This is a genomic window from Rahnella perminowiae, from assembly GCF_019049755.1.
In the GTDB taxonomy this organism is placed as follows: Bacteria; Pseudomonadota; Gammaproteobacteria; order Enterobacterales; family Enterobacteriaceae; genus Rahnella; species Rahnella perminowiae.
This window is the reverse complement of sequence record NZ_JAFMOS010000635.1, coordinates 1-25,555: the sequence shown is the minus strand read 5'-3', so window position 1 is coordinate 25,555 and position 25,555 is coordinate 1. Positions and strand designations below refer to the sequence as shown.

Genomic DNA, 25,555 nt, shown 5'->3' with positions numbered 1-25,555 from the left:
TATTATGGAAATCTACCCTACTTTTTCCGCACTGAGGAGATCTCTATCGTGATTTAACACTTTCTGAAACTGAGATATCTCATGAATTCCTCTTCACTGAAATCCCGGCTTGATTGCGTTATCGCACAAGCCATTGACTCACAAAGACTGGTCGGTGCCGTTGCCCTGGTCGCCCTTCACGGTGAGATTGTTTATCACCAGGCTGCCGGTTTTGCCGACCGGGAAAGCCGCCAACCAATGACTGAAAACACGCTTTTTCGCCTGGCATCGGTCAGCAAGCCCATTGTGACGACCGCAGCAATGACGCTGATCACTCAGGGAAAGCTGGCGCTGGATGACAATATTGAAACCGTGTTGCCACAGTTTCGCCCTGTCCTGCCAGACGGACAACCGGCACGCATTACAGTACGGCAGTTATTAAGTCATACCGCCGGGCTGAGTTACCGCTTTTTTGAGCCGGACGAAAATGGCCCTTATGCACGTGCAGGCGTTTCTGACGGAATGGACAGCAGCGGTATTTCGCTGGCGGAAAATCTGCGGCGTTTATCGGGCGTGCCTTTGTTGTATACACCGGGCACGTCATGGGGATATTCGCTGGCCGTCGATGTATTGGGCGCAGTGCTGGAACAGGTAGGCAAACGGCCTCTCCCTGAAGTGGTAGAAATGCAACTGACCGGCCCGCTGAACATGCATGACACCGGTTTTGTCGCCCGTGACCCGGCGCGGCTGGCTACGGCGTATGTCAGTGATGTGCCGCAACCCCACCGGCTGTGCGAAGGAGAAAAGGTCGCCGCTTTCGACAATACCGTGGGGATTGAATATTCTCCCTTACGCGCACTCAACGCTCGGGCTTATCCTTCCGGCGGCGCGGGTATGGTCAGCAGCGCGACTGACGTACTGAAAATGCTGGAAATGCTGCGTTGCGGCGGCGCTCCGTTAGTCTCAGCGGCGCTGGTCGATGAAATGGGACGGGATCAGACCCGTGGTGCCGAACTGCCGGAATCGCCGGGACTGGGCTTTGGATTAGGTTTTTCGGTATTACGGGATCCGCAGGCCGCCGCTTCACCGGAGTCGGCCGGCACATGGCGCTGGGGCGGGGCTTACGGCCATTCCTGGTTCGTTGACCGTAACGCCGGACTGAGCGTCGTCGCCTTCACCAATACTCTGTATGAGGGCATGTCAGGCCCGTTCGTTACACAACTGCGCGATGCTGTGTATGGAGTTCAATCATGAATTCCCCTGTATTGAAATCCCCTCTGCCGCTTTCGGCTTTACTGGCGATGGCGCTGACCGGTTTTATCGCCATCATGACGGAAACCCTTCCCGCCGGACTGTTGCCTCAGATCGCGGCCAGTCTCGATATTTCACAGGCGATGGCCGGGCAACTGGTGACGCTGTATGCCGCCGGTTCGCTGATGGCCGTCATCCCGCTGGCGGCTCTGACACGGGGCTGGAACCGCCGCACGGCGTTGCTGACGGCAATCTTTGGCTTTCTGATTTTTAATACCCTCACCACGTTTTCAACGAATTATTTCCTGACGCTCTTCGCCCGCTGGGTAGCCGGTGCGTCAGCCGGGCTGGCGTGGGGATTACTGGCCGGTTATGCACGGCGGATGGTGCCGGTACATCAGCAAGGGCGCGCATTATCAGTGGCGATGGTCGGCACACCGCTGGCGCTGTCTGTCGGCGTCCCGCTGGGCACCTGGATGGGTTCCGCACTCGGATGGCGGATGGCGTTCGGCGTAATGTCTGTTATTACGGTGCTGCTGATTGTCTGGGTGGTGCGGAAAGTGCCGGACTATCCTGGCCAGTCCGCCGGTGAGCGCCAGCCTTTGAGGCAGGTGCTGATGTTGCCCGGCGTACGCAGTATTCTGATGGTGATCCTGCTGTGGATGCTGGCACATAATCTGCTTTATACCTACATCGTGCCATTCCTGCGCCTGTCCGGGCTCGACGCCAGTGCCGATCAGATATTGCTGGTTTTCGGCCTCGGTGCGCTGGCAGGCATTGGCATTACCGGCATGCTGGTGGATAAGCATTTGCGGCGCACCCTGCTGACCAGCCTGTTTATGTTTGCCCTGCTTTCCCTGATACTGGCGCTGAACCCCTCTTCTCCGCTGACGGTAGCGGTGTGTGTCGCGCTATGGGGGCTGACTTTTGGCGGCGCCGCCACTTTGCTGCAAACGGCAATTGCTGACGCCACCGGCGAGCATGCCGACATGGCGCAATCGATGGTGGTGGTAGCGTGGAATCTGGCGATTGCCGGTGGCGGGTTAACCGGAGGCATTGTGCTGGAAACCGCAGGCATTACTGTTTTTCCGTGGGCCATGCAGTTGCTGATCGTCGCCGGGCTGATGATTGCCATCTGCGCCCGAAAGAACGGTTTCCGCCCCGGAGCACGTCATGCAGAGACAGTACTCATCCCTGAAGAGCAGAAACAGGATCAAAGTTTCGGAACCGGCGAAAAGGTATAATTTATTAAATTTTTCCGGAACCGGAACATCGAAGCCGCGCAGGGTGCGGCTTATTCTGATAGAGTAAAAAACAGGCAATTCAGAACCAATGAGAATCATGGAAGCACGTCACAAAACCCTTATACTTTTGTCCGTTATTGCTGCGGCGGCCCTGCTGCTGATGGTGTTTGAATGGCTCGCCGATCAGGCCGTTCCTGAACTGAAAGAACATGTTGTTCACTATGTGAACCAGCACATGGCGGGCTAAAACGCCCGGATGGCAGGAGGAGAAATGGTAACTAAACGGATGATGACCAAGCACTGGAAAATGGTTGTGGTACTGCTGTGTATCTGTGGCGCACTGATGCTGTTACGCTGGGCGGCGATGATCTGGGGGTAAAGTTTTGCAAAGGATCCCGTTTAAAACCGCTTAAATAAGCATCAACCCGGCCAGGGGGTTGAAACCTTCCGCAACGCGAGCCAGAATATCCTGAGTAATTTTTAAGAGCCCGTTCGCCCGTTTATGAAAACACCGAAACCTCGTCGTCCACATGGACGATGGACTTATTACATCATGCATGAAGACATTCTGTGGCCCTGCCCGGTTCGCTGGGAGTGGGAGAATGGCTACGGCGGCTGGTTGCCTTTTTATTATTCGCCGACGCTGGAATTTGTCGCCGGCGATCCGGACAAAGCCACAAAAGTGGCGGGCAGTAAATCCCGCACTTTGCGTAAACCCGTCAGGGTTCACGCGTACGAATATTGATTTCTGCCTTCAGACACGCCTTACACACTTTCAATTAATCCGCTGGCACGTAACACCCGACGCTTCACCGCATCCGGTAACACAGCATTTATGCCGCCGACACATCCCAGACTGAACCAGTGACGCGCACGGGTAATGCCGGTATAAATCAGCTCGCGCGTCAGGATCGGGCTGAGATTCTCCGGCAACAGCAGCGCGGTATGGGTAAATTCAGATCCCTGCGATTTGTGCACCGTCATGGCAAATACCGTTTCCACCGCCTGCAAACGCCCCGGCATCACCCAGCGGATATCCTGCGTGCCGTCTCCGGCCGGAAATGCCACACGCAGGGTGGGCACTACAGTACCATCGGTAAGACGCTGCGGGATCTCCAGCGTAATGCCGATATCGCCGTTCATCAGGCGCTGACTGTAATCATTGCGGGTCACCAGTACCGGACGCCCCGGATACCAGCCGAGCGAGGCCTTAAGTAACCCTTCTTTTCGCAGGATGTCAGCGATACGCTGATTCAGCCCTTCCACGCCCCAGCGTCCGCCACGTAAGGCGCACAACAGCTGGAACTGGCTGTAGGCCAGAAGTACGCGGGTCGCCCACCGGTTGAACGCTTCCGGCGATTCATCGTCTGCCGGCCGTTCCCTGATCATTACGTTGAGGTAATGTTGATAACCAGCCGGGGATTCTGCGCCCTCGCGTGTTGCCGATGCCGGGAAATGTTTCGCACCACCTTTCACCACCCAGTCACGCAGTCCGGCGTCATCATCTGCGCTCAATGTCAGTTGTGCCAGATCAGCGTATCCGTGTTGCCAGACCTGTTTCAGCGCTTTCACATCGCCGTCATTTACCGCTTCCGCCAGCTGACCGATCCCGCTTTGTGCATCAAACCGGTAACTGTGTCGCAGCATCACTACCGCCTGATCCATCGCCGTACCTTGCGGATCAACCAGCGCATCAGGGATCTGTTCGCCGGTCACACTTTGCAGCCAGTCGCGGGTTTGCGGCAGATAATGGCCGCCGCTGGCGCGCTGACATAACTCACTCAGCAAGGCACCCGCTTCCACCGACGCCAGCTGATCTTTATCACCAAGCAGGATCAGACGCGCCTGTTCCGGCAATGCCGCCAGCAATACGGCCATCATCTCCAGATCGACCATTGATGCCTCATCGACGACCAGCACATCCAGCATCAGCGGATTGCCCGGGTGATGGCGGAAATGCCGCGTATCCGGGCGGCTGCCGAGCAGACGGTGCAGCGTCACCACATCGGTGTTGATACTTTCGCGCACCGCATTGCCGTTGCTAAGGGCGCTGAGATCCAGCTTTGATACCGCACCGGCAATGGATTCATTGAGCCGGGCTGCCGCCTTGCCGGTCGGCGCGGCCAGCCTGATACGCAGCGGCTGATTGCTTTCCTCCAGCGCCAGCGTCTGTAATAACGCCAGCAGTCGCACCACCGTGGTGGTTTTACCGGTGCCCGGTCCGCCGGTAATAATGCTGAACGCACTGCCCGCCGCCAGCGCGCAGGCCAGTTTCTGCCAGTTCGTGTGAGCGGATTGCCCCTCTGCCGGGAACAACGCAGTGAGCGGTGCACGCAGCGACGCCACCGGGAGTGTATGCAGCACGCTGCGTGCCAGACGTTGTTCAATTGCCGCCCGCACGTTCTGTTCGTACTGCCAGTAACGGCGCAAATACAGGCGCTGGCCGGTAAGCACCAGCGGCGAACATCCTTCTCCGTGCCCGACCAGCGTCGGGTGAGCCAGCGCCGCCAGCCATTCCTGCAAACTCAGATTATCCAGCACCGCAGCCGGGCGGATCACCGCACCGTCAGCATGATCGCCCTCCGGCGGCAGCGAAAGAGAAAAGGCGCAGTCATCAAGTGTGGCCTGTAAATCCAGACACACATGCCCCCGCCCGAGCTGATAACTGGTCAGCGCGGTAGCCAGTAATAACAACGGGTGGGCATCCGGCGTTGCTTTCGCCAGAAACGTTGCCAGCGCACGATCCAGTTCGCGCAACCAGCCACATTCCACCCAGCTCGCCAGCAGAGACTCAATGTCCTCACGGCTGTTGATTTTCATACGCGTTCCTCACTGCCGCTGAACAGAACGTCCAGTTGTTCAATCAGGGCTTTATCCGGCCGCTGAACGCAGATGCCGTTGCCCGGCGCATGGCTGCCGCGCAGAAAGAGATAGACCGCGCCGCCGATGTGTCGGTCGTAGTCATAATCCGGCAGGCGGGATTTCAGCAGGCGATGCAGCGCGAACAGATACAGCGTGAACTGTAAATCGTAGCGATGATCAAGCATCGACTGCATCATATTCTTTTGGTCATAACCGCTGGCATCATCACCAAGCCAGTTGGATTTGTAATCCAGCACGTAATAACGCCCGTTATGTTCAAACACCAGATCGATAAAACCTTTCAGCATGCCGTTGAGATCTTCCGGTAGCAGCGGCGCGCGCTCCGCGCCTTCCAGCGTGTATTGCTGAACCAGCATGTCGAGACGACGGGTCGGCACCTGTTTGAGTGAAAACCAGAATTCCATTTCGACCTGATAAGGTGGCAGTTCCGCCAGCATGAAGGCTTCGCCGTCCGGCAGGCCTAGCGGCTGCGTCAGTAGTGCTGTCAGCCAGCCGGTCAGCGGCACAATCCACTTTTCCCAGCCCCACCGGTTACAACGCCGGGCGATCTGATCGGCGATTTTCGCCGGATCGGCCGCCAGCGCCGCAAATCCTTCGTCACCCGCCCATTCCAGCAAACCGTGCAGAAAGTTTCCCGGCGCAGGACCGCGCGGGAACGCATACAAATTTTCACCGGTCATTGGTTGCAACAGAGCCGCCACCGGCTCTTTTTCTTCCACAAACACTTTTTGATCTTCTAAATAACTGTCCTGCGCCGCGCTTTCGATTTCACCAGGGAGTTCGCGGTTCAGAGACTCGCGGAGGAGCGTTTCCGGCAGGATATACGTACCCACCGGGGCGATTTGCAGACCGGAGAAACTCGACACCCACCAGCGGGGGGCTTTGTGCGTACGCAGCGGCGGACGCGGCCCGAGTTCAGGCAACGTCTGTTCGCCACGATAGATTGCGCTATCAGCAACGGGCAGCGGCCAGGCGCGAATCGTGTCGGTTTCCAGCGCCTGCAAACTGGCAGGCAGTGTATCCGCAGCGATGGCCTCGCCGCCATGGAACAGATAGCCAGGTGCACTCTTTTCAAATTCTTTCAGCGGAGCCATTCCCAGCCACAATGCATAACGTGAACGTGTCAACGCGACGTAGAACTTACGCAGATCTTCCCCCAGACGTTCGCGGTCGGCCAGAGCCAGTTGCTCGTCGGAGGCACTGAGCCCCACTTTCAGCTCACCTTCCGGTGTATGCCATTTCAGCGGTGAGTCCTGTTTTTTCACTGCGCGGAAAGCGCAGGCAAAAGGCAGGAACACCAGCGGATATTCCAGCCCTTTGGACTTATGCACCGTGACCACCTTCACCAGCGCAGCATCACTCTCAAGGCGCAGTTTACGCGCATCGCCCCCCTGATGTTCATCCTGACACTGTTGCGCCAGATAACGGATCAGCGCGTGCTCGCCGTCGAGCTGAACGCTGGCCTGTTGCAGCAGTTCGGAAAGATGCAGCAGATCGGTCAGCGCACGTTCGTCACCGCGCCCGAGCAGGCGGCGCGGTACGTCGAATTCCCACATCAGGCGACGCAGCATCGGTAAAATGCCCTGCCTGCGCCAGCAGGTGCGCAAATCCTGAAACTGTTTTACGTAGCGTTCCCACTCGCTTTCATCCTGGTTCAGCCTGTCGAGGGCTTCCCAACTCAGGTTCAGCGAAGGCGTACCGAGCGCAGCGCGCAGCAGACGATCATTTTCCGGCGCGGCACAGGCCGCCAGCCAGTATTGTAATTCAGCCGCCTGGGCGCTTTTAAAAATTGATTCTTTATCAGACAGATACACGCTACGCACACCACGTTTTGACAACGCAGCACGCATGGCCGACGCCTCACGGCCGGTATTCACCAGCACGGCAATATCGCCCGGCATCACCGGCTTTAGCGTTTCGCCAGGGATCCCAAAACCGGCAGCGCCCTGCTGACCAAGCTGCAGTAAGCGAACAATTTCCGTCGCACAGCCGTCCGCCATCAGCTGAACGTACTGCGTTTTCGGCAATGCTTCCGGCTGGTTTTCCGGATACCACAGCGTCAGCGCAGCGGCTTCGGCATGATCAATCACCAGCGTATCAGCACGTCCTTTGGCTTCCACCGGCAGGAACGGCACCTGATTCTCCATACCACGCCGGAACAGGAATGCGCCTTCACCGGCCAGACGTTTCTCGGCCAGTTCAAACACCTGATTCACCGCCGCCACCATCGCGCGGGTAGAACGGAAGTTGGTCGCCAGCGTGTAGTGGCGGCCACCGGTATCGCGGCGGGCACGCAGATAGGTATAAATATCGGCACCGCGGAAAGCGTAAATCGCCTGTTTCGGGTCGCCGATCAGGATCAGCCCCTGCTCCGGCACGTTTTCCGCCACGCGGTAAATGGAGTCGAAAATACGGTATTGCAGCGGATCGGTATCCTGAAATTCGTCGATCATCGCCACCGGGAATTGCGTGCGGATGATCTCCGCCAGCCGTTCGCCGTTATCGCTGCCCAGCGCAGCATCCAGGCGGATCAGTAAATCATTAAAGCCCATTTGCGCGCGCTTTTTCTGCTCGGCGTCAAAACGGTTTTTGATCCAGCGGCAGGCGTGTTGCAGCAACCCGCTGCGGGCATCCGGCAGGCTTTCCAGCCGGGCTTTCAGGGTTTCCATCGCAGTCAGCGCCGGGTGTACAGGCGGTTCACCCTGTTTCCAGCACTCTCTCAGACCGGCTGGCGTCAGGCGCGTCCAGCCGGTTTTCAGCTCAGGTATCACTTCGCCGGTTGTCGCCCAGAGATACAACTTTTCCAGCCACGGGTTGAAAAACCGGGCCTGAATTTTTTTGCCGTCAACCACTTTTGCCGCCACCGCGCCTTCCAGCAACGTACGCAGTTCCTCAGTCCATTGCGGCCAGTCTTGTTTGAGCGCCGCCAGTTCTGCCGCTTTCTGGTTATTCACCGTTTCGCACACATCGGCGGGCGTCTGATCTGAGCCCAGTTCTGCGGCATATTCCAGCAGCGGCATCACGCTGCGGTGCAGATCTTCAGGCGAACGCCACCATCCGCGCAGCGTACGGATTTCCTGTCCGCCAAGGGAGAAATAAAAACTGCGCCAGTAATCACGCACCACATTCATCAGCAGTTCGGTTTGATCGGTTTCCAGTGTCTGGGTGAACAGGCTGTCGCTGTCGAACGCGTGTTCGCCAAGCATACGGTTACACCAGCCGTGAATGGTCGAAACGGCCGATTCATCCATCCATTCTGCCGCCAGTTGCAGCTTACGGGCGCAGCCAGGCCATTGCTCCGGCGGATACTCCGCGCGCAAAGTTTGCAAAAATTCGTCGCAGGCAGACGGTGCCAGCGGATCGGTTAAGAAACACATCGCCGCAGTAGAAAGACGTTCGCGGATACGATCCCGCAGCTCTTTAGTGGCCGCATCGGTAAAGGTTACGACCAGAATTTCCGGCGGCGTCAGCGGGCGGCCGAAGGCATTGTTGCCGCCATGGCCGAGTACCAGCCGTACGTAAAGCGCCGCGATGGTGAAGGTTTTCCCCGTCCCGGCACTGGCTTCAATCAGACGACTGCCCGTCAGCGGAAAATTGAGCACATTCAGCGCTGATGGCACCACAGAAGGCACCGCTGATGCTGATGTTAAACATTGTTCCATCATTCCTTCGTTCCTTTTTTACTGCGGGAAAGATGATTTCTCAGCGGTGCCAGCAGCGTCTGCGCGAGGCGGGCAAATTCACCGTCAGACCAGAGTGCGCTGAAATCCGGCCAGGCGCGGGCCAGATAGCGATTACTGTCGCGCTCACCGAATTTCATGTTTGCCGGATCGTGATTTTCATAACTGTCACGGGCTGAAATCCAGGCGTCGCTGTCCGGTGGGCTGTTTTCTGTCCCTTCTTTTTTCAGCCAGACAAATGCAGTTTTCACCGCCAGCGGCAACGGACGCAACTGCCCCGCCTTCCAGGTTTCGATCAGTGTGTCCCACAGGGCACGCGCCTGTGCAATTTCCAGCGGCGGCAGTTCAGCCGTGCCATTCTTGCTGATAATGACGGTGTGCATAGGCTTGCCGCCAAGGTGACCGGCGAGATGCGCGACCCAATACGGCAGCAGCCGGTCGAAACGGTAGCTGCGTTCTTTGGTCATGATGCCGATGCTTTCCAGCACCACGCGCGCACGGTCACCCTGCGGGCTGGCGCGTAAATCCACCAGCCAGTCGGAGAAACTGACCTCGCCCGCATGCCATTCCAGCGCCTCATTCACCAGCGGCTGCGGCCATGCATCGAGGACCTGCTGATAACTGGCGAATAAGGTGTCCATCGGCTCAGCGAGATCTTCACTCAGTACGACGGCAAATTCGCCCGGTGCCAGCTCACCGCGTCGCTCAATGCGTTCGAGTTGCTGGCGCAACACATCCTGACGCGAAACGCCCGCTTCCAGCGCCCGTTTTTGCGCACGGATCAGCTCGTCCTGCAACCGCCAGTTTACCAGCGCATTGATGTCGAACGGCTCCTGATCCTCACTGCCCGGATCTTCGAGCTCAAACCAGATGTTCAGCCGCTGGCGGAAGAAACTGCGCACCGGATCTGACAGGAAATCTGACAGCTGACGCAGCGTCAGTGCGCCTTCCTGCGCTACCGGTTGCAGCGGTTGTGTCGCCACGGCGGCGGCTTCAGCTTCCAGCCCCGCGCGCCATTCATGCGCATAGCTGAACAGCGGACTGCCCTGACAGAAGTAGTCGCGGCTGAACGGTTGCAGACGATGTTCGGTGGTTAGTGCAGGCAATAATTTTTCGCCATTGTCTGCTTCCCAGCCTGCCGCCAGATGGTCGCGCAACTGGGCCACCAGCACGGATGGCGGGCGTTCGGTATTGTCATGAATGCTGCGGCCAACCCAGCTGATGTGTAAGCGCTCACGCGCAGAAAGCAGCGCTTCGAGGAACAAATACCGGTCGTCTTCGCGACGTGAACGGTCGCCCGGGCGGTAATCCCGCCCCATCAGGTCGAAATCCATCGGCACGCGGTTACGCGGATAATCGCCGTCGTTCATACCCAGCAGGTACACGTGGCGGAAAGGAATGGCACGCATCGGCATCAGCGTGGCGAACGTCACCGCGCCGCCGAAAAACGGCCGGGTCAGCCCCGACTGGTCAATCTGCGCCAGCCAGTGATCACGTACCACAGAAAGCGGCAGTTCGGCCTGTAAATCTACGCTTTCACAGGCTTCGAGCCAAAGTTCCAGCTCGCCGACAAGACGCACTAAAATAAAACCGTCTTCGCCGTCATCTTCGGCAAAATACCGGGAAAGGAGGGTACGCAGCCGCTCGCCCCACACCTGCGGTGCTGCGGGTTCACGTAACTGACGCCAGGTGTCATCGAGGCAGTTCAGCAGATGTGACAGCGGGCCAATCAGCGCCGCATCCAGCCCGCCGATTTCATCGAGTGGTTCGATATTTTTCCAGGCATCGCCGCTGCCTACGGCGTAACCCAGCAGCATGCGTTGCAGGCCAAAGAACCAGCTGTTTTGTTCCGGCGATAACGGCAGCTCAAGGCTCTGACGCTGTTCAGCATGCAGCCCCCAGCGTACATTGGCGGCTCTGAGCCAGCGGTGCAGCAGAGGCAGTTGTTGTTCTTCAATCCCGAAGCGCTGACGCACCGACGGTACGTCAAGTAAATCCAGCAAATCGCTGACTGCAAAACGCGACTGCGGCAGCGCCAGCAAGCTTTCCAGCGCACCGAGTAACGGGGTGTTCTGACGCGGCCCCTGATCGGCCACAGTGAACGGGATATAGCGCGGATCACTGCGCTCCGTCAGGCCAAATACCGCCTGAATGTGCGGCGCATAACCGTTGATATCAGGGACCATCACAATAATGTCGCGCGCTTTCAGCGTCGGGTCAGCAGCCAGTGCCGCCAGCAACCGGTCATGCAGCACTTCCACTTCGCGCTGAGCACTGTGGGTAATAAAGAAACGCAGGGAATCGTCATGCTGAACATCAACGGCCGGCCATTCATTGATTGTTTCGGCCAGAGGACGCAGTTGCAAAATGTCCTCCTGCAACTGATGCAACAGTGTATCGGTACCGTTTGAAGTAAAGAGGTCAATACGCGGGATCACCGGTGCCAGCTGTGACGCATAAGATTCGTGATTGTCATATTCATTCAGCAGGCCGATATAATCACGCCCCTGCTTGCCCCACGCCGCCAGCAGCGGATGTGCATGCTGATGGAGTTCATCTTCGGCTATCACCGGCGGCATTCCCGGTTTGCGTTGCTGACGTAGCCTTTGCGCGCGTAACAGATCTTTATCAGCGATGATATCGCTCCAGTCGTGTTCACACGGGTTATGTACGCACATAAAGATATGCGTCCAGCGACCGAGGGCGGCCAGCACTTCAAAGGATTGTTGCGGCAGAGAGGAAATACCAAACACCACCAGCCGGGCAGGTAACCCGGCGGGACGCTGATCTTCAGGAATAGTTTGCGCGTGTTGCAGGAACCGCTGATGCAGCGCCGCACGGCTGGTGCCGCGTTCGCTTTCAGGGACATCCGCCAGTAATGCGCGCCATAACTGTGGCTGCCACAGCAGATTTTCGGGCAAAGGTTCGCTGCCTTTGCGGCTGGTGCGCAGAACATCCAGCCCGTTACCCCAGTCTTCCAGCCAGTCGGCGCGGTAAACCTGATATTGGTCAAACAAATCCGCCAGACGCTGCGCCAGCTGATGCAGTTTACGCATGTCGCCGTCATCTTTTAAAAAACGGGTCAGTGGCGCAAAAACCGGTTCGGTGAGCAGTTCGGGTAACAAGCGGATCAGCCGCCAGGTCAGCAGCGGACGGTCGAAAGGCGACGATTCCGGCACCTGGTCTTTGCCGAGCACCGCGCGGTACACCTGCCAGAAAAAGCGCGCCGGAAGGCTGATATCCAGCGCCGCTGCAATCCCGCAGCCCCCCTCGGCCACATCGCGTGCCAGCGCCAGTTTAAGCCACTGATTGATGCCGTTGCTCTGCACCAGAATCACTTCATTTTCCAGCGGCGACAGCGGATGCGCCGCCATCCACGTGACCAGCACGTCCCTCAGTGCTTCTGAGTGATTGCCATGTAATACCATCAAACCTGAATTCACGCCCGCATCTCTTATTATCGCCTGCCAGAATTGGGATTTTGCGTGGATTTGAAAAGGAATGAAAGGACAGAAGAAAAACAGGCAGAAAGCTTTTTCTGCCTGTACGCTAATTTGCTGATTTACGAGGATTATCAGCGGATACAACGTTCGGCCACATCTGCTGATGCCCCCACGGGCTTGTCACCGGCAAACCCGCTTTTGCACGCACGCGGTGACTAACAGAATACCTGGCATCAGCCTGTTGCAGAAAATCACATCGCATCATGCTATTTTCTGGGTTTTATCTGCTTTCTAAAAATTCGATAAAGCTGCGTTAAGAGGTTAATATCATGGAAAAACTTCCTGCCATCACCATCACTTACTGCTCACAATGCAACTGGCTGCTGCGCGCCGCATGGATGGCGCAGGAATTGCTCAACTCGTTCAGTACCGATCTGGCATCGGTGACGCTGATCCCCGGCACGGGCGGCATTTACGAGATTAAAGTCGATGACGAAGTCATCTGGGAACGCAAACGCGACGGTGGTTTTCCGGACGCCGCACCGCTTAAACAGCGTGTACGCGATATCTGTTTCCCGGAACGTTCACTGGGACATGCAGATAAGAAGAAAGCCGGCGGGGACGGTGAGGCGTAATGCTGCGCTAAACGCCAAAAAGGCAGGATATTCATCCTGACTTCGGACATTGATGCGAGATCGGGCAGGCGGAGGGTCAAGTTTTTTGCCCCTTTGCCGATACCTGAAACTTAAGATTCCTTCCAGGGAAACGCCCATGCTTAAGACTATCCGTTCGCGCATTATCACGGCCTGCATCGCCATCGTGGCCTGCTCACTGATTATCAATACCTTCCTGAGTTATACCGTTGCAAACAAGTACAACAGTCAGGCGACAGACAGCACGCTGAACGCCCTGACCATCAGCCAGACACAAGGGATCCGCGACTGGGTAAGTTCGAAAACAAGGATGATCGTTTCACTGCAACAGGTCGCAATGTCCGAAGATCCGATCCCGGTGCTCAAACAAATCGCCGGTGCGGGTGGGTTTACCAACGTGTACGTCGGTTACGCAAACCGCACCGCGAAGTTTTCCGATCCGGCCGGTGTGCCCGCAGATTACGACCCGACCGGCCGCCCGTGGTACAGGCAGGCTGAAGCCGCCGGCCATCCGGTGGCCACACCGCCCTATATCGACGCGGGCACAGGTAAACTGGTGGTCACTTTCGCCGTACCTGTGATGGAAGCAGGCACTCTGAAAGCGGTTGTGGCAGGCGATGTATCGATGGACAGCGTCGTTAATAACGTTAATACCCTTCATCCGACGCCGGGCAGTTTTGGTATGCTGGTGGATAAATCCGGCGTAATTATCGCCCATCCGGACGCCAGTCTGGCGCTGAAACCGTTTACCGTACTGGCAGAAGGGGTGAATTTGCAGGATGTGTTTACCGCGAATGCGCCGGTGGATATTCGTCTGAATGGCGCGATCAAACGCGTCCGTGCAATGCCGGTGGCAGGCACGGAATGGTTCACGCTGGTGGCGCAGGATAAGAAGGAGTCCACAGCCGGAATGCGATCGCTGCTGACTTCATCGGTCGTTACCCTGCTGGTGATTGTGCTGATTTCAGCCACCGTCATCGGGCTGATAATCAGCAAATCGTTCCACCGCCTGTCGGTGGTGCGCGATACGCTCAATGCGATCAGTTCGGGCGAGGATGATCTGACGCAGCGCCTGCCGGTTGACGGACATGATGAAGTGACGCAAATCGCGCATGCCTTCAACACTTTCGTCGATAAACTCAGTAAGGTGATGTCGGAAATCCGCACCACCAGTGAATCCGTTAAAATCGCTGCCGATGAAATCGCCGCCGGGAATAACGATCTGTCCGGCCGTACGGAATCTGCCGCGGCCAGTCTGCAACAAACGGCTGCCTCACTTGAGCAGATCACGGCGACGGTTTCTCAGTCAGCCAGTTCAGCTAAGCAGGCATCCGATACTGCGAAAGCCGCTTCCGAAGCAGCCACACGCGGTGACGAAGTGGTGACCAAAGTGATAACAACGATGGAAAGCATCGAAAGCGCTTCGTCAAAAATCGGGGATATTACCGGTGTGATCGACGGTATTGCTTTCCAGACCAACATTCTGGCGCTGAACGCCGCCGTCGAGGCCGCGCGCGCAGGTGAACAGGGACGCGGTTTTGCGGTGGTCGCCAGCGAAGTCCGCAGCCTAGCACAGCGCAGCGCGCAGGCGGCGAAAGAGATCAAAGTGCTTATCGAATCGACAGTCAGCAGCGTGGCGTCCGGCTCAGCGCAGGTACGTCTCGCCAGCGACAGCATGAGCGAAATCGTCAGCAATGTGTCGAACGTCAGCAGTGTCATGCTGGAAATCACCCATGCGTCTGAAGAGCAGATGCTGAGTATTCACGAAATTAACCGTGCCATCACCCAGCTCGACGGCATGGTGCAGCAGAACGCGGCGATGGTTCAGGAATCCACCGGGGCGGCTGGCGCATTGCAGCAACAAGCCACCGGACTGGCCGTCGCAGTCGGACACTTCCGGGTGTAACTCACCCGACAGGCCGTTTGGTCCGTTAACAAAAAAACCAGACACGGTGAAGCGTCTGGTTTTTTCCGACAGTGCGCCACATTACGCTTTCAGTTCGCGTTCCACCAGTGACGTCAGTACACCAATGCCGAGCGGAATAATGTCATCATTAAAGTCATAGCGCGGGCTATGCAGCGAGTCCGAAGGCGTGGCGCCATCGGCCCCCAGCCAGAAATAGGCGCCGGGACACGCTTCCAGCAGATAAGCAAAATCCTCTGCTGCCATCGACGGCGCATTATTGAAATGCACTTTCTCAATGCCCGGCGTGTTTTTCGCCGCATCGCGCACAATTTCCGCCTGTGCCGCATGGTTCTGCGTAACCGGATAGCCTAATTCCCAGCGCACTTCCCCTTTCACGCCATACGGCAACGGCACCGCATTGACGTATTCTTCAATCAGCCGCCAGCAGGTTTCACGGGTATGACTACTCAGGCAGCGCAGCGTACCCGACATATGCAGCGTTTCAGGAATAACATTGATGGCTTCGCCCGCCTGAAGCTGGGTCAGGCTGATTACCGTTTGTTCCAGCGGTGACAAACGGCGCGAAATCAGGCTTTGCAATGATAAAATCAGCTGCGCACCGGCAACCACAGGATCAGCTCCCCGTTCCGGCATCGCCGCGTGACAACCTTTGCCGGTCAGCGTGATATAGAAATTGTCCTGCGACGCCATCATCGGCCCCTGACTGACCGCCACCTCACCAACCGGCAGCCCCGGCCAGTTATGCAACGCGTAAACTGCCTGCATCGGAAAACGCTCGAACAGCCCTTCTTTCACCATCATTTCACCGCCGCCGATGTTTTCCTCAGCAGGCTGAAAAATGAAATGGACAGTGCCACGAAAATGGCGATTCTCACTCAGATGTTTTGCCGTGCCCAGCAAAATGGAGGTATGGCCGTCGTGCCCGCAGGCATGCATCAGGCCCGGGTTTTGTGACCGGTGAGTAAAATCATTGAGTTCATGAATGGGTAATGCATCGATATCCGCACGCAGACCGATCGCGGGGCCTTCGCCATTTCGCAATGTGGCAACAATGCCAGTCACAGCAATGCCGGTGTGCACGTCAAGACCAAAAGACAATAACAGTTCGCTGATTATTTTTGCGGTGCCATGCTCATTCAGGCCAAGTTCAGGTCGCCTGTGAAAGTCGCGACGCCACTGCTTCGCCTGCTCGATAATCTGTCCGGAAATGACCGCCATAAACCCTCTGTGCTGTTCTGAATTCAACACGGTGAGAGATTCCCACCGGCACGATACTGTTCCAAAGTATCACATCCCGCCGTGAACCGATAAACTGGAAATCCACACATAATGGCTCACGGATAACGGGTGATTAAAAAAGGCTTTCCTCTTGCGGGGAAAGCCTGATTTTCAGCCTGCGGACAGCAGATTTACTGATGATCCCGGCGGTATAACTCCCATTCATCAATACCGCGGCCGTCAGGGAATACGCAGTCTGCACGAACGCCGTGAGGCGTTTGCACACTCACTGATCTCCCGCCTCTTTCATGACAATACACAGCGGCAGGATTCGCCATCCCGGTCTGGTGTCTTTCGGCTTTATGGTGATAACCCACGCAACCCGCCAGCGCTGAAACCATGACAATGAGGAAGAGTTTTTTCATTCTGAGCCTTCGTAATGAGAGTAAAACGACGGGCAATTCTATTCCCCGCCGCCTGGTGTTATCTACTCCCGTATTCTTAAAAAGCGCCTTCTTTTTGCTTCGTTTATCAGGCGTTAAACTTTAGGAAAGGACCACCGCATCGGCTCCGGCTGGAATTCGCATCGGCGCATCAGGATCGGTGACCGCTGCCCAAACGGCATCGGCGACATCCTGTGAATAAGTCACCGGCGTGCTGGTGTCCTGCAACGAAGAAAAGACCGTGTTCCTGAATTCCTCATAGGCTTCGGGAAGGGTATCGGCAATCAGATGTCGGGCATTAGCGCCAAAGCGGGTGTCCGGCGCACGCCCCGGCAAAACCAGCCGCACGCGGATGTTAAACAGCGCCAGTTCCAGTGCGAGAGATTCGGTGAAAGCATTCACCGCCGCTTTGCTGGCGGTGTAAACCGAGAGCAGCGGCAGCGATTTCAGCGTCACACTCGACGTCACATTTACAATCACCCCGGACCGGCGCGCCCTGAACTGCGGCAATACCGCCTGCGTCATGGCAATCGTGGCGAAGGTGTTGGTTTCGAAAATCTGACGCACGCTGCTGAATTTTTCCCCTTCCAGCGGACCAATCAGGCCGATACCGGCATTATTGACCAGTGCATCTATTGGCCCGGCGTCTTCAAAACAGCGACGGATACTTTCGGGGTCGGTAACGTCAAGCGGAAGAATGCGCAATGCGTCGGATCCCGGCAACAGATCGTTTTTGGGTGTACGCATCGTGGCGATCACCCGCCAGCCTTTTTCAAGAAAATGACGCGCAATGTCGAGGCCGAAACCTGAAGAACAACCGGTGATCAGAATGGTTGATGGTGATGACATGGGAAACTCCGTAACAATGGACAAGATCTTTAAGATAGGCGACTCTTTCCGGGATCCCTATGTTCAGATATCCATCTTTTTGTCGAGATCGTCCAAATGGTAGATCCTTTAGCAGACGTTATTTCGTTACTTCAGCCTGGCGCTCCGTTCTCAAAACTGGTGGCTGCCTCCGCACCGTGGGCGGTTCAGCGCGCTGAAACAGGACGCCCTTTCTACTTCGCGGTGCTGGAGGGATCCTGTTACCTGACAATAGAAAACGATGATCATCGTGAAACGCTTCTGCTCAGCGAAGGCGATTTTGTGCTGATCCCGGAAGCAAAGCGTTTTTCAACCTCCAGCCTTGACCGCCAGCCGCCCGTTACCGGGGAAACAATCACCACACCCATCACACCTATGCCCGGTGGCGCCCGTGTCGGTAACCCTGACAGCGTGGTGGATATGCGGATGCTGGTCGGAAATTGCGTTTTCGGTTCGCCGGATTCAGCGCTGCTGGTGTCGTTGCTGCCACAATGGCTGCATGTCCGCGGGGAAAAGCGTTTATCGACGCTGGTGCAGATGGTCGGTGAGGAATATCGCGCGGATAAACCCGCGCGGGAAATGGTGATGACCCGCCTGCTGGAAGTATTGCTGATAGAAGCGTTCCGCTCAGCGGCTGTGACTGCGGCGTCACCGGGCCTGGTGCGCGGATTATCGGACCCGAAACTGGCCATCACGTTGCGTTGTATGCACGGTTCGCCCGCAGCGGGCTGGACAATCGCACAACTGGCACGGGCAGCGGCGATGTCGCGATCCGGTTGGTGCGAGCGCTTCAACCGCGCCGTCGGCATGCCGCCGATGGCGTATCTGATGGCCTTGCGAATGGCGATCGCCAAACGGCTGCTGAGAGAAGGCGAACTGCCCCTTGCCGATATTGCCGAACGCACCGGTTACCGTTCGGTCAGCGCTTTCGGTGTGGCATTTACCCGCTACACAGGGATGCCGCCGGGACGTTTTGCCAAAAAAGCTTTCTTACTCACATAACCTGCAAAAATTTATAGCTATTATTATTCAGGTCGTGAATGGCTTCATCAATCAGGAAGGGGAATATGGAAAAGTACCAAAACCGGGGGGGCAATTCGGGTATCATCGCTTTCACGACGACGGAAGATTCAATTACCGTAAAGTTCAAAGACGGCTGGCATTACATCTATAATATCATCCGCCCGGGGGTAACGGACGTTGACCACATGATCGCCATGGCAAAAGCCGGCAGCGGCCTGCATGGTTATATCAACCGGAAAATCCGCAATAACCACTTCCATAAATTCCGCTAATCGCAGACACGAAAAAGGCGGCAACCGCCGCCTCTTCTGCTTACTGCTTGTTACTGCTCAGCTTATTTATACATTTCTGCGGTACCGTAAAGCTGATTATTACCGGATGCACCGATAATACGGTATGAACTTGCGCCCGCCTGGGTGGCTTTAGCATTCAGTTCTGATTGCAGGCCTGACAGTGAACCGGTGGTTGACGCCCCGACGACACCCAGGGATTGCTGACCTGCGGGAGCTGACTGCACTTCAGTTGCTGCCAGGGTGGAGAAAGAAGCGGTTGCCAGTGTCAGAGCGGCGAGGGTCATTGCGATAGTTTTCATGATGTTAATTCCTGTTCTTCGAATTTTGATGGGATAGCCTGTTTCAGGTGTCCCGGTTTCAGGTCAACGTTATTTATTAATTAACGTTCGATAAGTAAATACTAAGCGCCTGCGAGAGGTTGCGCAAGCAATTTATTTAATGATCGTTAACTAAATGTGCGATCACAAGATGCAGGACGAAAAGAGGAACACACCGGAGAAACCGGACTTCAGGATTAATCCCAACGCCATCGCCGACTATGCTTAAAGCTTCGTGATAAAAAAATTACGGAAAAAAACCCGCGAGTACATCTCCCTTTTCCGATTTAATTTTTGTAATACCGGAGGTCTGGTATGAGCAACCATGACAACGATGGCAACGAAATACATCAGTCCCACCTGAAACTGAAAGTGAACGGTCAGATCCGCCAGCTGGTCGTTGATACACGTACCACCCTGCTGGATGCGCTGCGGGAGAATCTGCAACTGACCGGCACCAAAAAAGGCTGCGACCATGGTCAGTGCGGCGCCTGTACCGTTATTGTTGATGGCCGCCGCATCAATGCCTGTCTGACGCTGGCGATTATGCATCAGGATGCCGATGTCACCACCATTGAAGGTCTCGGCACACCTGACAATCTGCACCCGATGCAGGCTGCGTTTATCAGACACGACGGCTACCAGTGCGGTTACTGCACGCCGGGGCAGATCTGCTCCTCAGTAGCGGTGTTGCAGGAAATCGAGGCAGGGATCCCGAGCCACGTCACGCCGGATCTGGTCTCACCGCCAGGGCGAACCGCAGAAGAGATCCGCGAACGCATGAGTGGGAATATCTGCCGCTGCGGCGCGTATTCCAACATCCTTGCCGCCATTGAAGACGTCGCCGGGGGGCAAAAACCATGAAAGCTTTTACCTATGAACGGGTGCAAACGCCCGCCGACGCCGCAGGCAGCGCACAACAACATCCGGGCGCAAAATTTATTGCAGGCGGCACCAACCTGCTGGACCTGATGAAACTGGAGATTGAGCAACCCTCTCACCTGATCGACGTCAACGGGCTGGCGCTGGATACCATTGAACCCGACGGTAACGGTGGCTTGCGGATCGGCGCGCTGGTGCGCAATACCGATCTGGCGGCAGATTTACGTATCCGCCGCGACTATGCCGTACTGTCGCGGGCCCTGCTGGCCGGTGCCTCCGGCCAGTTACGCAACCAGGCCACGACGGCCGGTAACCTGCTCCAGCGCACCCGCTGTCCGTATTTTTACGACACCCATCAGCCGTGCAATAAACGCCAGCCCGGCAGTGGCTGCGCGGCCCTGAAAGGCTTCAGTCGTCAGCATGCAGTGGTCGGCGCAAGTACGGCCTGCATTGCCACCCATCCGAGCGACATGGCCGTTGCGATGCAGTTGCTCGATGCTGTGGTCGAAACCGTCAACCCTGACGGTGCGGTGCGCCGTATTCCGCTTGCCGGTTTCTACCGCGCACCGGGCGACACGCCGCATCTGGAAACCGTGCTGGCTGCGGGAGAACTGATCACCGCCGTCACCCTGCCGCCACCCGCCGGCGGCACCCATATTTACCGTAAAGTGCGTGACCGCGCCTCTTATGCCTTTGCGCTGGTGTCTGTCGCCGCCATCGTTCAGCCCGATGGCACGGGCCGTGTTGCGCTGGGCGGCGTCGCACATAAACCCTGGCGGCTGGCAGAAGCGGATGCGCAGGTGCCGCAAGGCGCGGGGGAAGTTTACGCGCGGTTATTCGCCGATGCGCAACCGACACCTGAGAATGCGTTCAAGCTGATACTGGCAAAGCGAACGCTCACCTCCGTGCTGACTGAAGCGAGGGCATAACAGATGAAATTCGATACGCCTGCAACAGACAATCCGATCGACCAGATGAAAGTGGTGGGCAAACCGCATGACCGTATCGACGGTCCGTTAAAAACCACCGGTACCGCGCCCTACGCCTATGAATGGCAGAATGACGTGCCGGGTGCCGCGTACGGTTATGTGGTCGGTTCCGCCATTGCCAAAGGCCGGATCACTGCCATGGATTTACATGATGCCGAAACCGCGCCCGGCGTGCTGGCGATTGTCACCGCTGACAACGCCGGTAAGCTGGGCAAAGGCGACATGAATGCTGCGACCCTGCTCGGCGGCCCGCAAATTGAACACTATCATCAGGCGATCGCCGTGGTGGTCGCGGAGACCTTCGAACAGGCGCGCGCTGCGGCATCACTGATAAAAGTGGATTACCTGCGCGGGAAAGGCGCGTACAGCCTTGCGGAGCAAAAGCCTGCTGTCACTACGCCACCGGAAGATACGCCGGATAAAACCGCTGGCGATTTTGGCCGTGCCTTCGCGGCCTCAGCGGTGCAGCATGATGCCCTGTACACCACGCCGGATCAGAGCCATATGGCGATGGAGCCGCATGCTTCGCTGGCCGTCTGGGAAGAGGATAAACTGATCCTGCGCACCTCGAACCAGATGATCGCCTGGTGTCGCAGCGAGCTTTCTAAAACGCTCAATATCCCTGAAGAGAACGTGCGGGTGATATCGCCGTACATCGGCGGTGGTTTCGGCGGCAAACTGTTCCTGCGCAGTGATGCCGTACTGGCTGCGCTGGCTGCCCGTGCCGCCAACCGGCCGGTCAAAGTCATGCTGCCGCGCCCCCTGATCCCCAACAACACCACGCACCGTCCGGCCACTATTCAGCACATCCGCATCGGCACGGATGAAAAAGGCCGCATCAGTGCCATCGCCCATGAAAGCTGGTCCGGTAACCTGCCCGGCGGCACACCTGAGACGGCGGTGCAGCAAAGTGAGCTGCTCTATGCGGGCAAAAACCGTCTGACCGGACTGCGGCTGGCTCAATTAGATCTGCCGGAAGGCAATGCCATGCGCGCACCCGGCGAAGCGCCCGGCCTGATGGCACTGGAAATCGCTATTGATGAGGTGGCGGAAAAAGCCGGAGTCGATCCGGTGGCGTTTCGCATCCTTAACGACACGCAGGTCGATCCGCTCAATACTGAACGCTTCTTTTCACGCCGCCAGTTGATCGAATGTCTGCGCACCGGCGCGGAGAAATTTGGCTGGCACCGCCGTAATGCCATTCCGGCGCAGGTTCGCGACGGACGCTGGCTGGTGGGTATCGGCGTCGCAGCGGGCTTTCGTAACAACCTGCTGGAGAAATCCGGCGCACGGGTGCATCTCGACGCCCGGGGCACCGTGACCGTCGAAACCGACATGACCGATATCGGCACCGGCAGTTACACCATCATCGCCCAGACTGCCGCCGAGATGATGGGCATACAGCTGGAAAAAGTGGGGGTACGGCTGGGGGATTCCGACTTCCCGGTCTCCGCCGGATCGGGCGGGCAATGGGGGGCCAATACCTCCACCGCCGGTGTGTATGCCGCCTGCATAAAATTGCGCCAGGCCATCGCTGAAAAACTCGGTTTTGATGCGGATAAAGCGGTGTTTACCGACGGACTGATTTGTCAGGACGCCCGCACCGCTCCGCTCGCACAGGCTGCTGCCAGCGGAACCCTCACCGTGGAAGACACCATAGAATTCGGCGGACTGGACAAGACATTCCAGCAATCCACTTTCGCCGCGCACTTTGCGGAAGTCGGCGTGGATATCGCGACGGGCGAAACCCGTGTCCGCCGGATGCTTGCCGTCTGCGCTGCGGGCCGGATACTTAACCCGAAAACAGCACGCAGCCAGGTGATCGGTGCCATGACCATGGGCATCGGCGCGGCGCTGACGGAAGAGCTGAATGTCGATACGAATCTGGGATATTTCGTGAATCACGATCTGGCAGCTTATGAAGTGCCGGTTCACGCCGATATTCCCGATCAGGAGGTAATTTTCCTGGAAGATACCGACCCGGTCTCCTCACCGATGAAAGCCAAAGGCGTTGGCGAACTGGGCTTGTGTGGTGTCAGCGCCGCCATCGCCAATGCCATTTATAACGCAACGGGCGTCAGGGTGCGGGATTATCCGGTCACGCTGGACAAACTGATTGAGGGGCTGCCGGAACTGGGTTGACAAGAAGCAATTGCTGAAAATTCAAAAGCCCTAATATGATGGATTAGGGCTAGTTATCTTTAGTCTGAGATTATTCATGATTTGAGGACCTGGAGATCTTAATCTCCAAATCTCATTACCGCCTTCTCATAGAAAGCTACTGTTTACAATAAGGGCATCAGCATTCACTACTTATTAACTATCTGTTCTTTTGAAAACCAACTGATAATCATATCGACTGAAATCAATTCTGTGCTGAAATAATGGCTGTAAATCACTCCTCCACGCCTGTAACACATCAAATCCACCATCGTAAATCCTTCCATTAAAAGGCAGGGAAAATTTCTTTATAAGGCTGCCATCATTGCCCAGGTCGACAGATACTTCTTTACCAACTAACAATTCATCAGCTTTATCAAACCATTCAAGTTTCAGAGCTAATCCCATCTCAAGCCTCACAGATACCGTTTAATATTTCGACCTTTAACAGCGGGTTTCAGCTGTTGTCCTGTTTTGTGATCTACGGAACCAAGATGTTCACCATCACTCGCTCGATATTCCTCAAGTTCACCATGCTGTGAATCCCACTCATAAATTCGGCGCCCTTTGCTATCAACCCAGCGCTCTCTTAATCCACCACCACTTTGCTTTGGTGTTTTCTTTTTGGATTGTCTCAATCCTGAAAGACCTGAGATTTCTTCTGTTTCAGGAGCCGGATGGTAATCGTAATCTTTATTAGGTATACCCGACCGGCTCTGGCTAAGATAAATATAAACCGGCGGCATGCCGTGCGGCAGATTGACCAGGATGTAATCATCGAATGACTGTTCATCCGGGATCGGCAGCGAGGTTGACGTGCTGCCCAGTTCTTCTGCGCCGGGTAACGGTAATACGGTGATGGTCGAAGGTAAATACGGCTGATCACGGTTACCGGTATTACCGGGTGCTTTAAACTCCAGCTCGTCGGGTGTCCAGATGATGGTGGGCTTTTCCGCGCCATCCGCCCAGAACTCATAGTTACCCGTGAATGTGTTCCGCTCCATCGGGCGCACGCGAACCTGATCCAGACCGCTGTCAGCGCCGGTGTGATAAGCCACGGGAATTAACCGCCCATATTTATCCTTCGTCCACTGAAAGCGGATCCGCGTCGGGGCGGACTTTCCGGCCAGTACCGCAAGCTGGCTGTCGCTTAAAATATCCGCCTCACCAGCGTTCAGCTCGTTCGAATAAAAGGTTCCGATAACACCGACGGTTACCGGATTCACGAACAGGCTGCCGAGGCGGACTGACGTCACCCCGTGCAGTGCACTCATGCCCGACGCGATTAGCTGAGTGCTGCCCCCCGTTGCCACGGGGAGTGCCAGCGGCATGCCAGACTGTGCGGGCGTATCAGCCTTCCCGCCAAACATCTTTTTGTACCACGGCGTTTTATCACCGGCTGACTTCTTACGCTTCGCCGCCTGCGCGTGCTGCTCAATTTCGGGCTTTATGCCTGCGACCGGCGTCGGTACGCCGTAAGACATCCGCCCGAAGTTATGATGCTGCTCCTCACAGGTTCGTGCTTCGGTATTTCCTGCGCCACATTCCGCGGATTTCGCAAACACCGGCATTGAGCGTCTGGCCTGTTCTGCCGCTTCTTTCTCAGCCTGAACCTGTAATACTGCGGCCCGCCCTGCCTCCCACTTTTCCTGTGCGAGTTCAGAAGGGGATTTACCTTTTCCCATCCACTGTCCGAGCGGTGCGATAACCCGGTTCGTCCCCGGCGGGCAACCACATAAAACATCCGAACCGTCCACAGCAGAAGCGAGGCCGTCAAAGGTGGAATGCGGTTCTCCGCTGGTGATTTTTCCGGTGAGGCCGCATTTCGGGCAGGCGGTCGTGACATCACCGATGCGGATCACACCTAGCCCGTGTTCCGTCGCATTGGGCAGAGAGGTCAGACACACCGCGCCCGTCGTGGTTTTATCACCGTGCAGCGCCTGCCCGCGACCATAACAATTTGAGCGATACCCCATCCGTTATGCTCCGATGCCCGGAACCGCCAGCCGGTAAATCGCAATAACCGGATGCTGACGGGCAAATACCGCCTGCTCCTCAACCACCGCCCTCGCGCTTTCATCCATTTCAGCCAGCTGTTCAGCGGTGAAAGGTGAGGCGTTGATGGCATCCAGTAATTCCTGATTCAGTTCATTAGTGAATTGCATTTCCATATTTATTTTTCGTCCATTGAGGTGAGTTTCACCGGTATGATAAGCAGCTAAAATAAACACCCACAACGAACAATAAATATAAACCCATAAAGATTGAGCTAAGTCATAAGAGATAAATCGCTTAGATTACCC

The 25,555-nt window shown here is 56.5% G+C and carries 22 protein-coding genes; 12 read left to right on the top strand and 10 right to left on the bottom strand.

Going from position 1 to position 25,555, the window contains the following annotated elements; genetic code table 11:
* Nucleotides 1–81: 81 nt before the first annotated feature.
* From J1785_RS23905 to J1785_RS23885, 5 genes are all read left to right on the top strand, one after another.
* Entirely contained in the window at nucleotides 82–1,233 is a 1,152-nt protein-coding gene (locus J1785_RS23905; RefSeq protein ID WP_217220928.1) for a serine hydrolase domain-containing protein, read from the top strand.
* Nucleotides 1,230–2,474, top strand: coding sequence for an MFS transporter (locus J1785_RS23900; RefSeq protein WP_129991671.1), 1,245 nt, complete (start codon nucleotides 1,230–1,232; stop codon nucleotides 2,472–2,474). The genes J1785_RS23905 and J1785_RS23900 overlap by 4 nt, the downstream gene beginning before the upstream one ends.
* 97 nt (nucleotides 2,475–2,571) lie before the next feature.
* The gene (locus J1785_RS23895; RefSeq protein WP_217137925.1) at nucleotides 2,572–2,721 is read left to right on the top strand and encodes a hypothetical protein; all 150 of its coding nucleotides are present in this window, start codon (nucleotides 2,572–2,574) and stop codon (nucleotides 2,719–2,721) included.
* Between the two features lie 24 nt (nucleotides 2,722–2,745).
* Entirely contained in the window at nucleotides 2,746–2,853 is a 108-nt protein-coding gene (gene yniD / locus J1785_RS23890; RefSeq protein WP_013574326.1) for a small membrane protein YniD, read from the top strand.
* A gap of 123 nt (nucleotides 2,854–2,976) precedes the next feature.
* The gene (locus J1785_RS23885; RefSeq protein WP_205951619.1) at nucleotides 2,977–3,219 is read left to right on the top strand and encodes a hypothetical protein; all 243 of its coding nucleotides are present in this window, start codon (nucleotides 2,977–2,979) and stop codon (nucleotides 3,217–3,219) included.
* 20 nt (nucleotides 3,220–3,239) lie between these two features.
* On the opposite strand, the gene recD is transcribed toward J1785_RS23885, so the two are convergent.
* From recD to recC, 3 genes are read right to left on the bottom strand one after another with little or no spacing between them, the layout of a single operon-like run.
* Nucleotides 3,240–5,294, bottom strand: coding sequence for an exodeoxyribonuclease V subunit alpha (gene recD, locus J1785_RS23880; protein ID WP_217220927.1), 2,055 nt, complete (start codon nucleotides 5,292–5,294; stop codon nucleotides 3,240–3,242).
* Entirely contained in the window at nucleotides 5,291–9,022 is a 3,732-nt protein-coding gene (gene recB, locus J1785_RS23875; protein WP_217220926.1) for an exodeoxyribonuclease V subunit beta, read from the bottom strand. Before recB ends, recD begins: the two co-directional genes overlap by 4 nt.
* A complete protein-coding gene (gene recC / locus J1785_RS23870; RefSeq protein ID WP_217137881.1) occupies nucleotides 9,019–12,480 on the bottom strand; it encodes an exodeoxyribonuclease V subunit gamma in 3,462 nt (1,153 codons plus the stop codon). Before recC ends, recB begins: the two co-directional genes overlap by 4 nt.
* Before the next feature lie 329 nt (nucleotides 12,481–12,809).
* On the opposite strand from recC, the gene J1785_RS23865 reads away from it, so the two are divergent.
* Together J1785_RS23865 and J1785_RS23860 are read left to right on the top strand one after the other, a co-directional pair.
* The gene (locus J1785_RS23865; RefSeq protein ID WP_129955084.1) at nucleotides 12,810–13,115 is read left to right on the top strand and encodes an Rdx family protein; all 306 of its coding nucleotides are present in this window, start codon (nucleotides 12,810–12,812) and stop codon (nucleotides 13,113–13,115) included.
* A gap of 136 nt (nucleotides 13,116–13,251) precedes the next feature.
* Nucleotides 13,252–15,039 (top strand): methyl-accepting chemotaxis protein, encoded by a 1,788-nt coding sequence (locus tag J1785_RS23860; RefSeq protein ID WP_217220925.1) that lies wholly within the window; start codon nucleotides 13,252–13,254, stop codon nucleotides 15,037–15,039.
* Between the two features lie 81 nt (nucleotides 15,040–15,120).
* Here J1785_RS23860 and J1785_RS23855 read toward each other — a convergent pair whose 3' ends face one another.
* From J1785_RS23855 to J1785_RS23845, 3 genes are all read right to left on the bottom strand, one after another.
* Nucleotides 15,121–16,278 (bottom strand): M20 aminoacylase family protein, encoded by a 1,158-nt coding sequence (locus J1785_RS23855; protein ID WP_217220924.1) that lies wholly within the window; start codon nucleotides 16,276–16,278, stop codon nucleotides 15,121–15,123.
* Nucleotides 16,279–16,469: 191 nt separating this feature from the next.
* Entirely contained in the window at nucleotides 16,470–16,703 is a 234-nt protein-coding gene (locus J1785_RS23850) for a putative hemolysin (protein WP_217220923.1), read from the bottom strand.
* A 120-nt stretch (nucleotides 16,704–16,823) separates the two neighbouring features.
* Nucleotides 16,824–17,570 (bottom strand): SDR family oxidoreductase, encoded by a 747-nt coding sequence (locus tag J1785_RS23845; protein ID WP_217220922.1) that lies wholly within the window; start codon nucleotides 17,568–17,570, stop codon nucleotides 16,824–16,826.
* Nucleotides 17,571–17,666: 96 nt separating this feature from the next.
* On the opposite strand from J1785_RS23845, the gene J1785_RS23840 reads away from it, so the two are divergent.
* Both J1785_RS23840 and J1785_RS23835 read left to right on the top strand, forming a co-directional pair.
* Nucleotides 17,667–18,590, top strand: a complete 924-nt coding sequence (locus J1785_RS23840; protein WP_129955079.1) for an AraC family transcriptional regulator — start codon at nucleotides 17,667–17,669, stop codon at nucleotides 18,588–18,590.
* Nucleotides 18,591–18,655: 65 nt separating this feature from the next.
* Nucleotides 18,656–18,883 (top strand): hypothetical protein, encoded by a 228-nt coding sequence (locus J1785_RS23835; protein WP_217220921.1) that lies wholly within the window; start codon nucleotides 18,656–18,658, stop codon nucleotides 18,881–18,883.
* Nucleotides 18,884–18,945: 62 nt separating this feature from the next.
* On the opposite strand, the gene bhsA is transcribed toward J1785_RS23835, so the two are convergent.
* Nucleotides 18,946–19,203: a multiple stress resistance protein BhsA gene (bhsA, locus tag J1785_RS23830; protein WP_129955077.1), complete on the bottom strand. Its 258-nt coding sequence runs from the start codon at nucleotides 19,201–19,203 to the stop codon at nucleotides 18,946–18,948.
* A gap of 333 nt (nucleotides 19,204–19,536) precedes the next feature.
* Here bhsA and paoA point away from each other — a divergent pair, with 333 nt between their 5' ends.
* From paoA to paoC, 3 genes are read left to right on the top strand one after another with little or no spacing between them, the layout of a single operon-like run.
* Nucleotides 19,537–20,085: an aldehyde dehydrogenase iron-sulfur subunit PaoA gene (paoA, locus tag J1785_RS23825; protein WP_217220920.1), complete on the top strand. Its 549-nt coding sequence runs from the start codon at nucleotides 19,537–19,539 to the stop codon at nucleotides 20,083–20,085.
* A complete protein-coding gene (locus tag J1785_RS23820) occupies nucleotides 20,082–21,032 on the top strand; it encodes an FAD binding domain-containing protein (protein WP_129955075.1) in 951 nt (316 codons plus the stop codon). The genes paoA and J1785_RS23820 overlap by 4 nt, the downstream gene beginning before the upstream one ends.
* A gap of 3 nt (nucleotides 21,033–21,035) precedes the next feature.
* Nucleotides 21,036–23,234, top strand: a complete 2,199-nt coding sequence (gene paoC, locus J1785_RS23815; protein ID WP_217220919.1) for an aldehyde oxidoreductase molybdenum-binding subunit PaoC — start codon at nucleotides 21,036–21,038, stop codon at nucleotides 23,232–23,234.
* Between the two features lie 174 nt (nucleotides 23,235–23,408).
* On the opposite strand, the gene J1785_RS23810 is transcribed toward paoC, so the two are convergent.
* From J1785_RS23810 to J1785_RS23800, 3 genes are read right to left on the bottom strand one after another with little or no spacing between them, the layout of a single operon-like run.
* Entirely contained in the window at nucleotides 23,409–23,660 is a 252-nt protein-coding gene (locus tag J1785_RS23810; RefSeq protein WP_113877978.1) for a colicin E3-like toxin immunity protein, read from the bottom strand.
* 8 nt (nucleotides 23,661–23,668) lie between these two features.
* Complete coding sequence (locus J1785_RS23805; RefSeq protein WP_217220918.1) at nucleotides 23,669–25,228, bottom strand: colicin E3/pyocin S6 family cytotoxin; 1,560 nt, start codon at nucleotides 25,226–25,228, stop codon at nucleotides 23,669–23,671.
* A 3-nt stretch (nucleotides 25,229–25,231) separates the two neighbouring features.
* The gene (locus J1785_RS23800) at nucleotides 25,232–25,423 is read right to left on the bottom strand and encodes a hypothetical protein (protein WP_238483360.1); all 192 of its coding nucleotides are present in this window, start codon (nucleotides 25,421–25,423) and stop codon (nucleotides 25,232–25,234) included.
* Nucleotides 25,424–25,555: the final 132 nt, after the last annotated feature.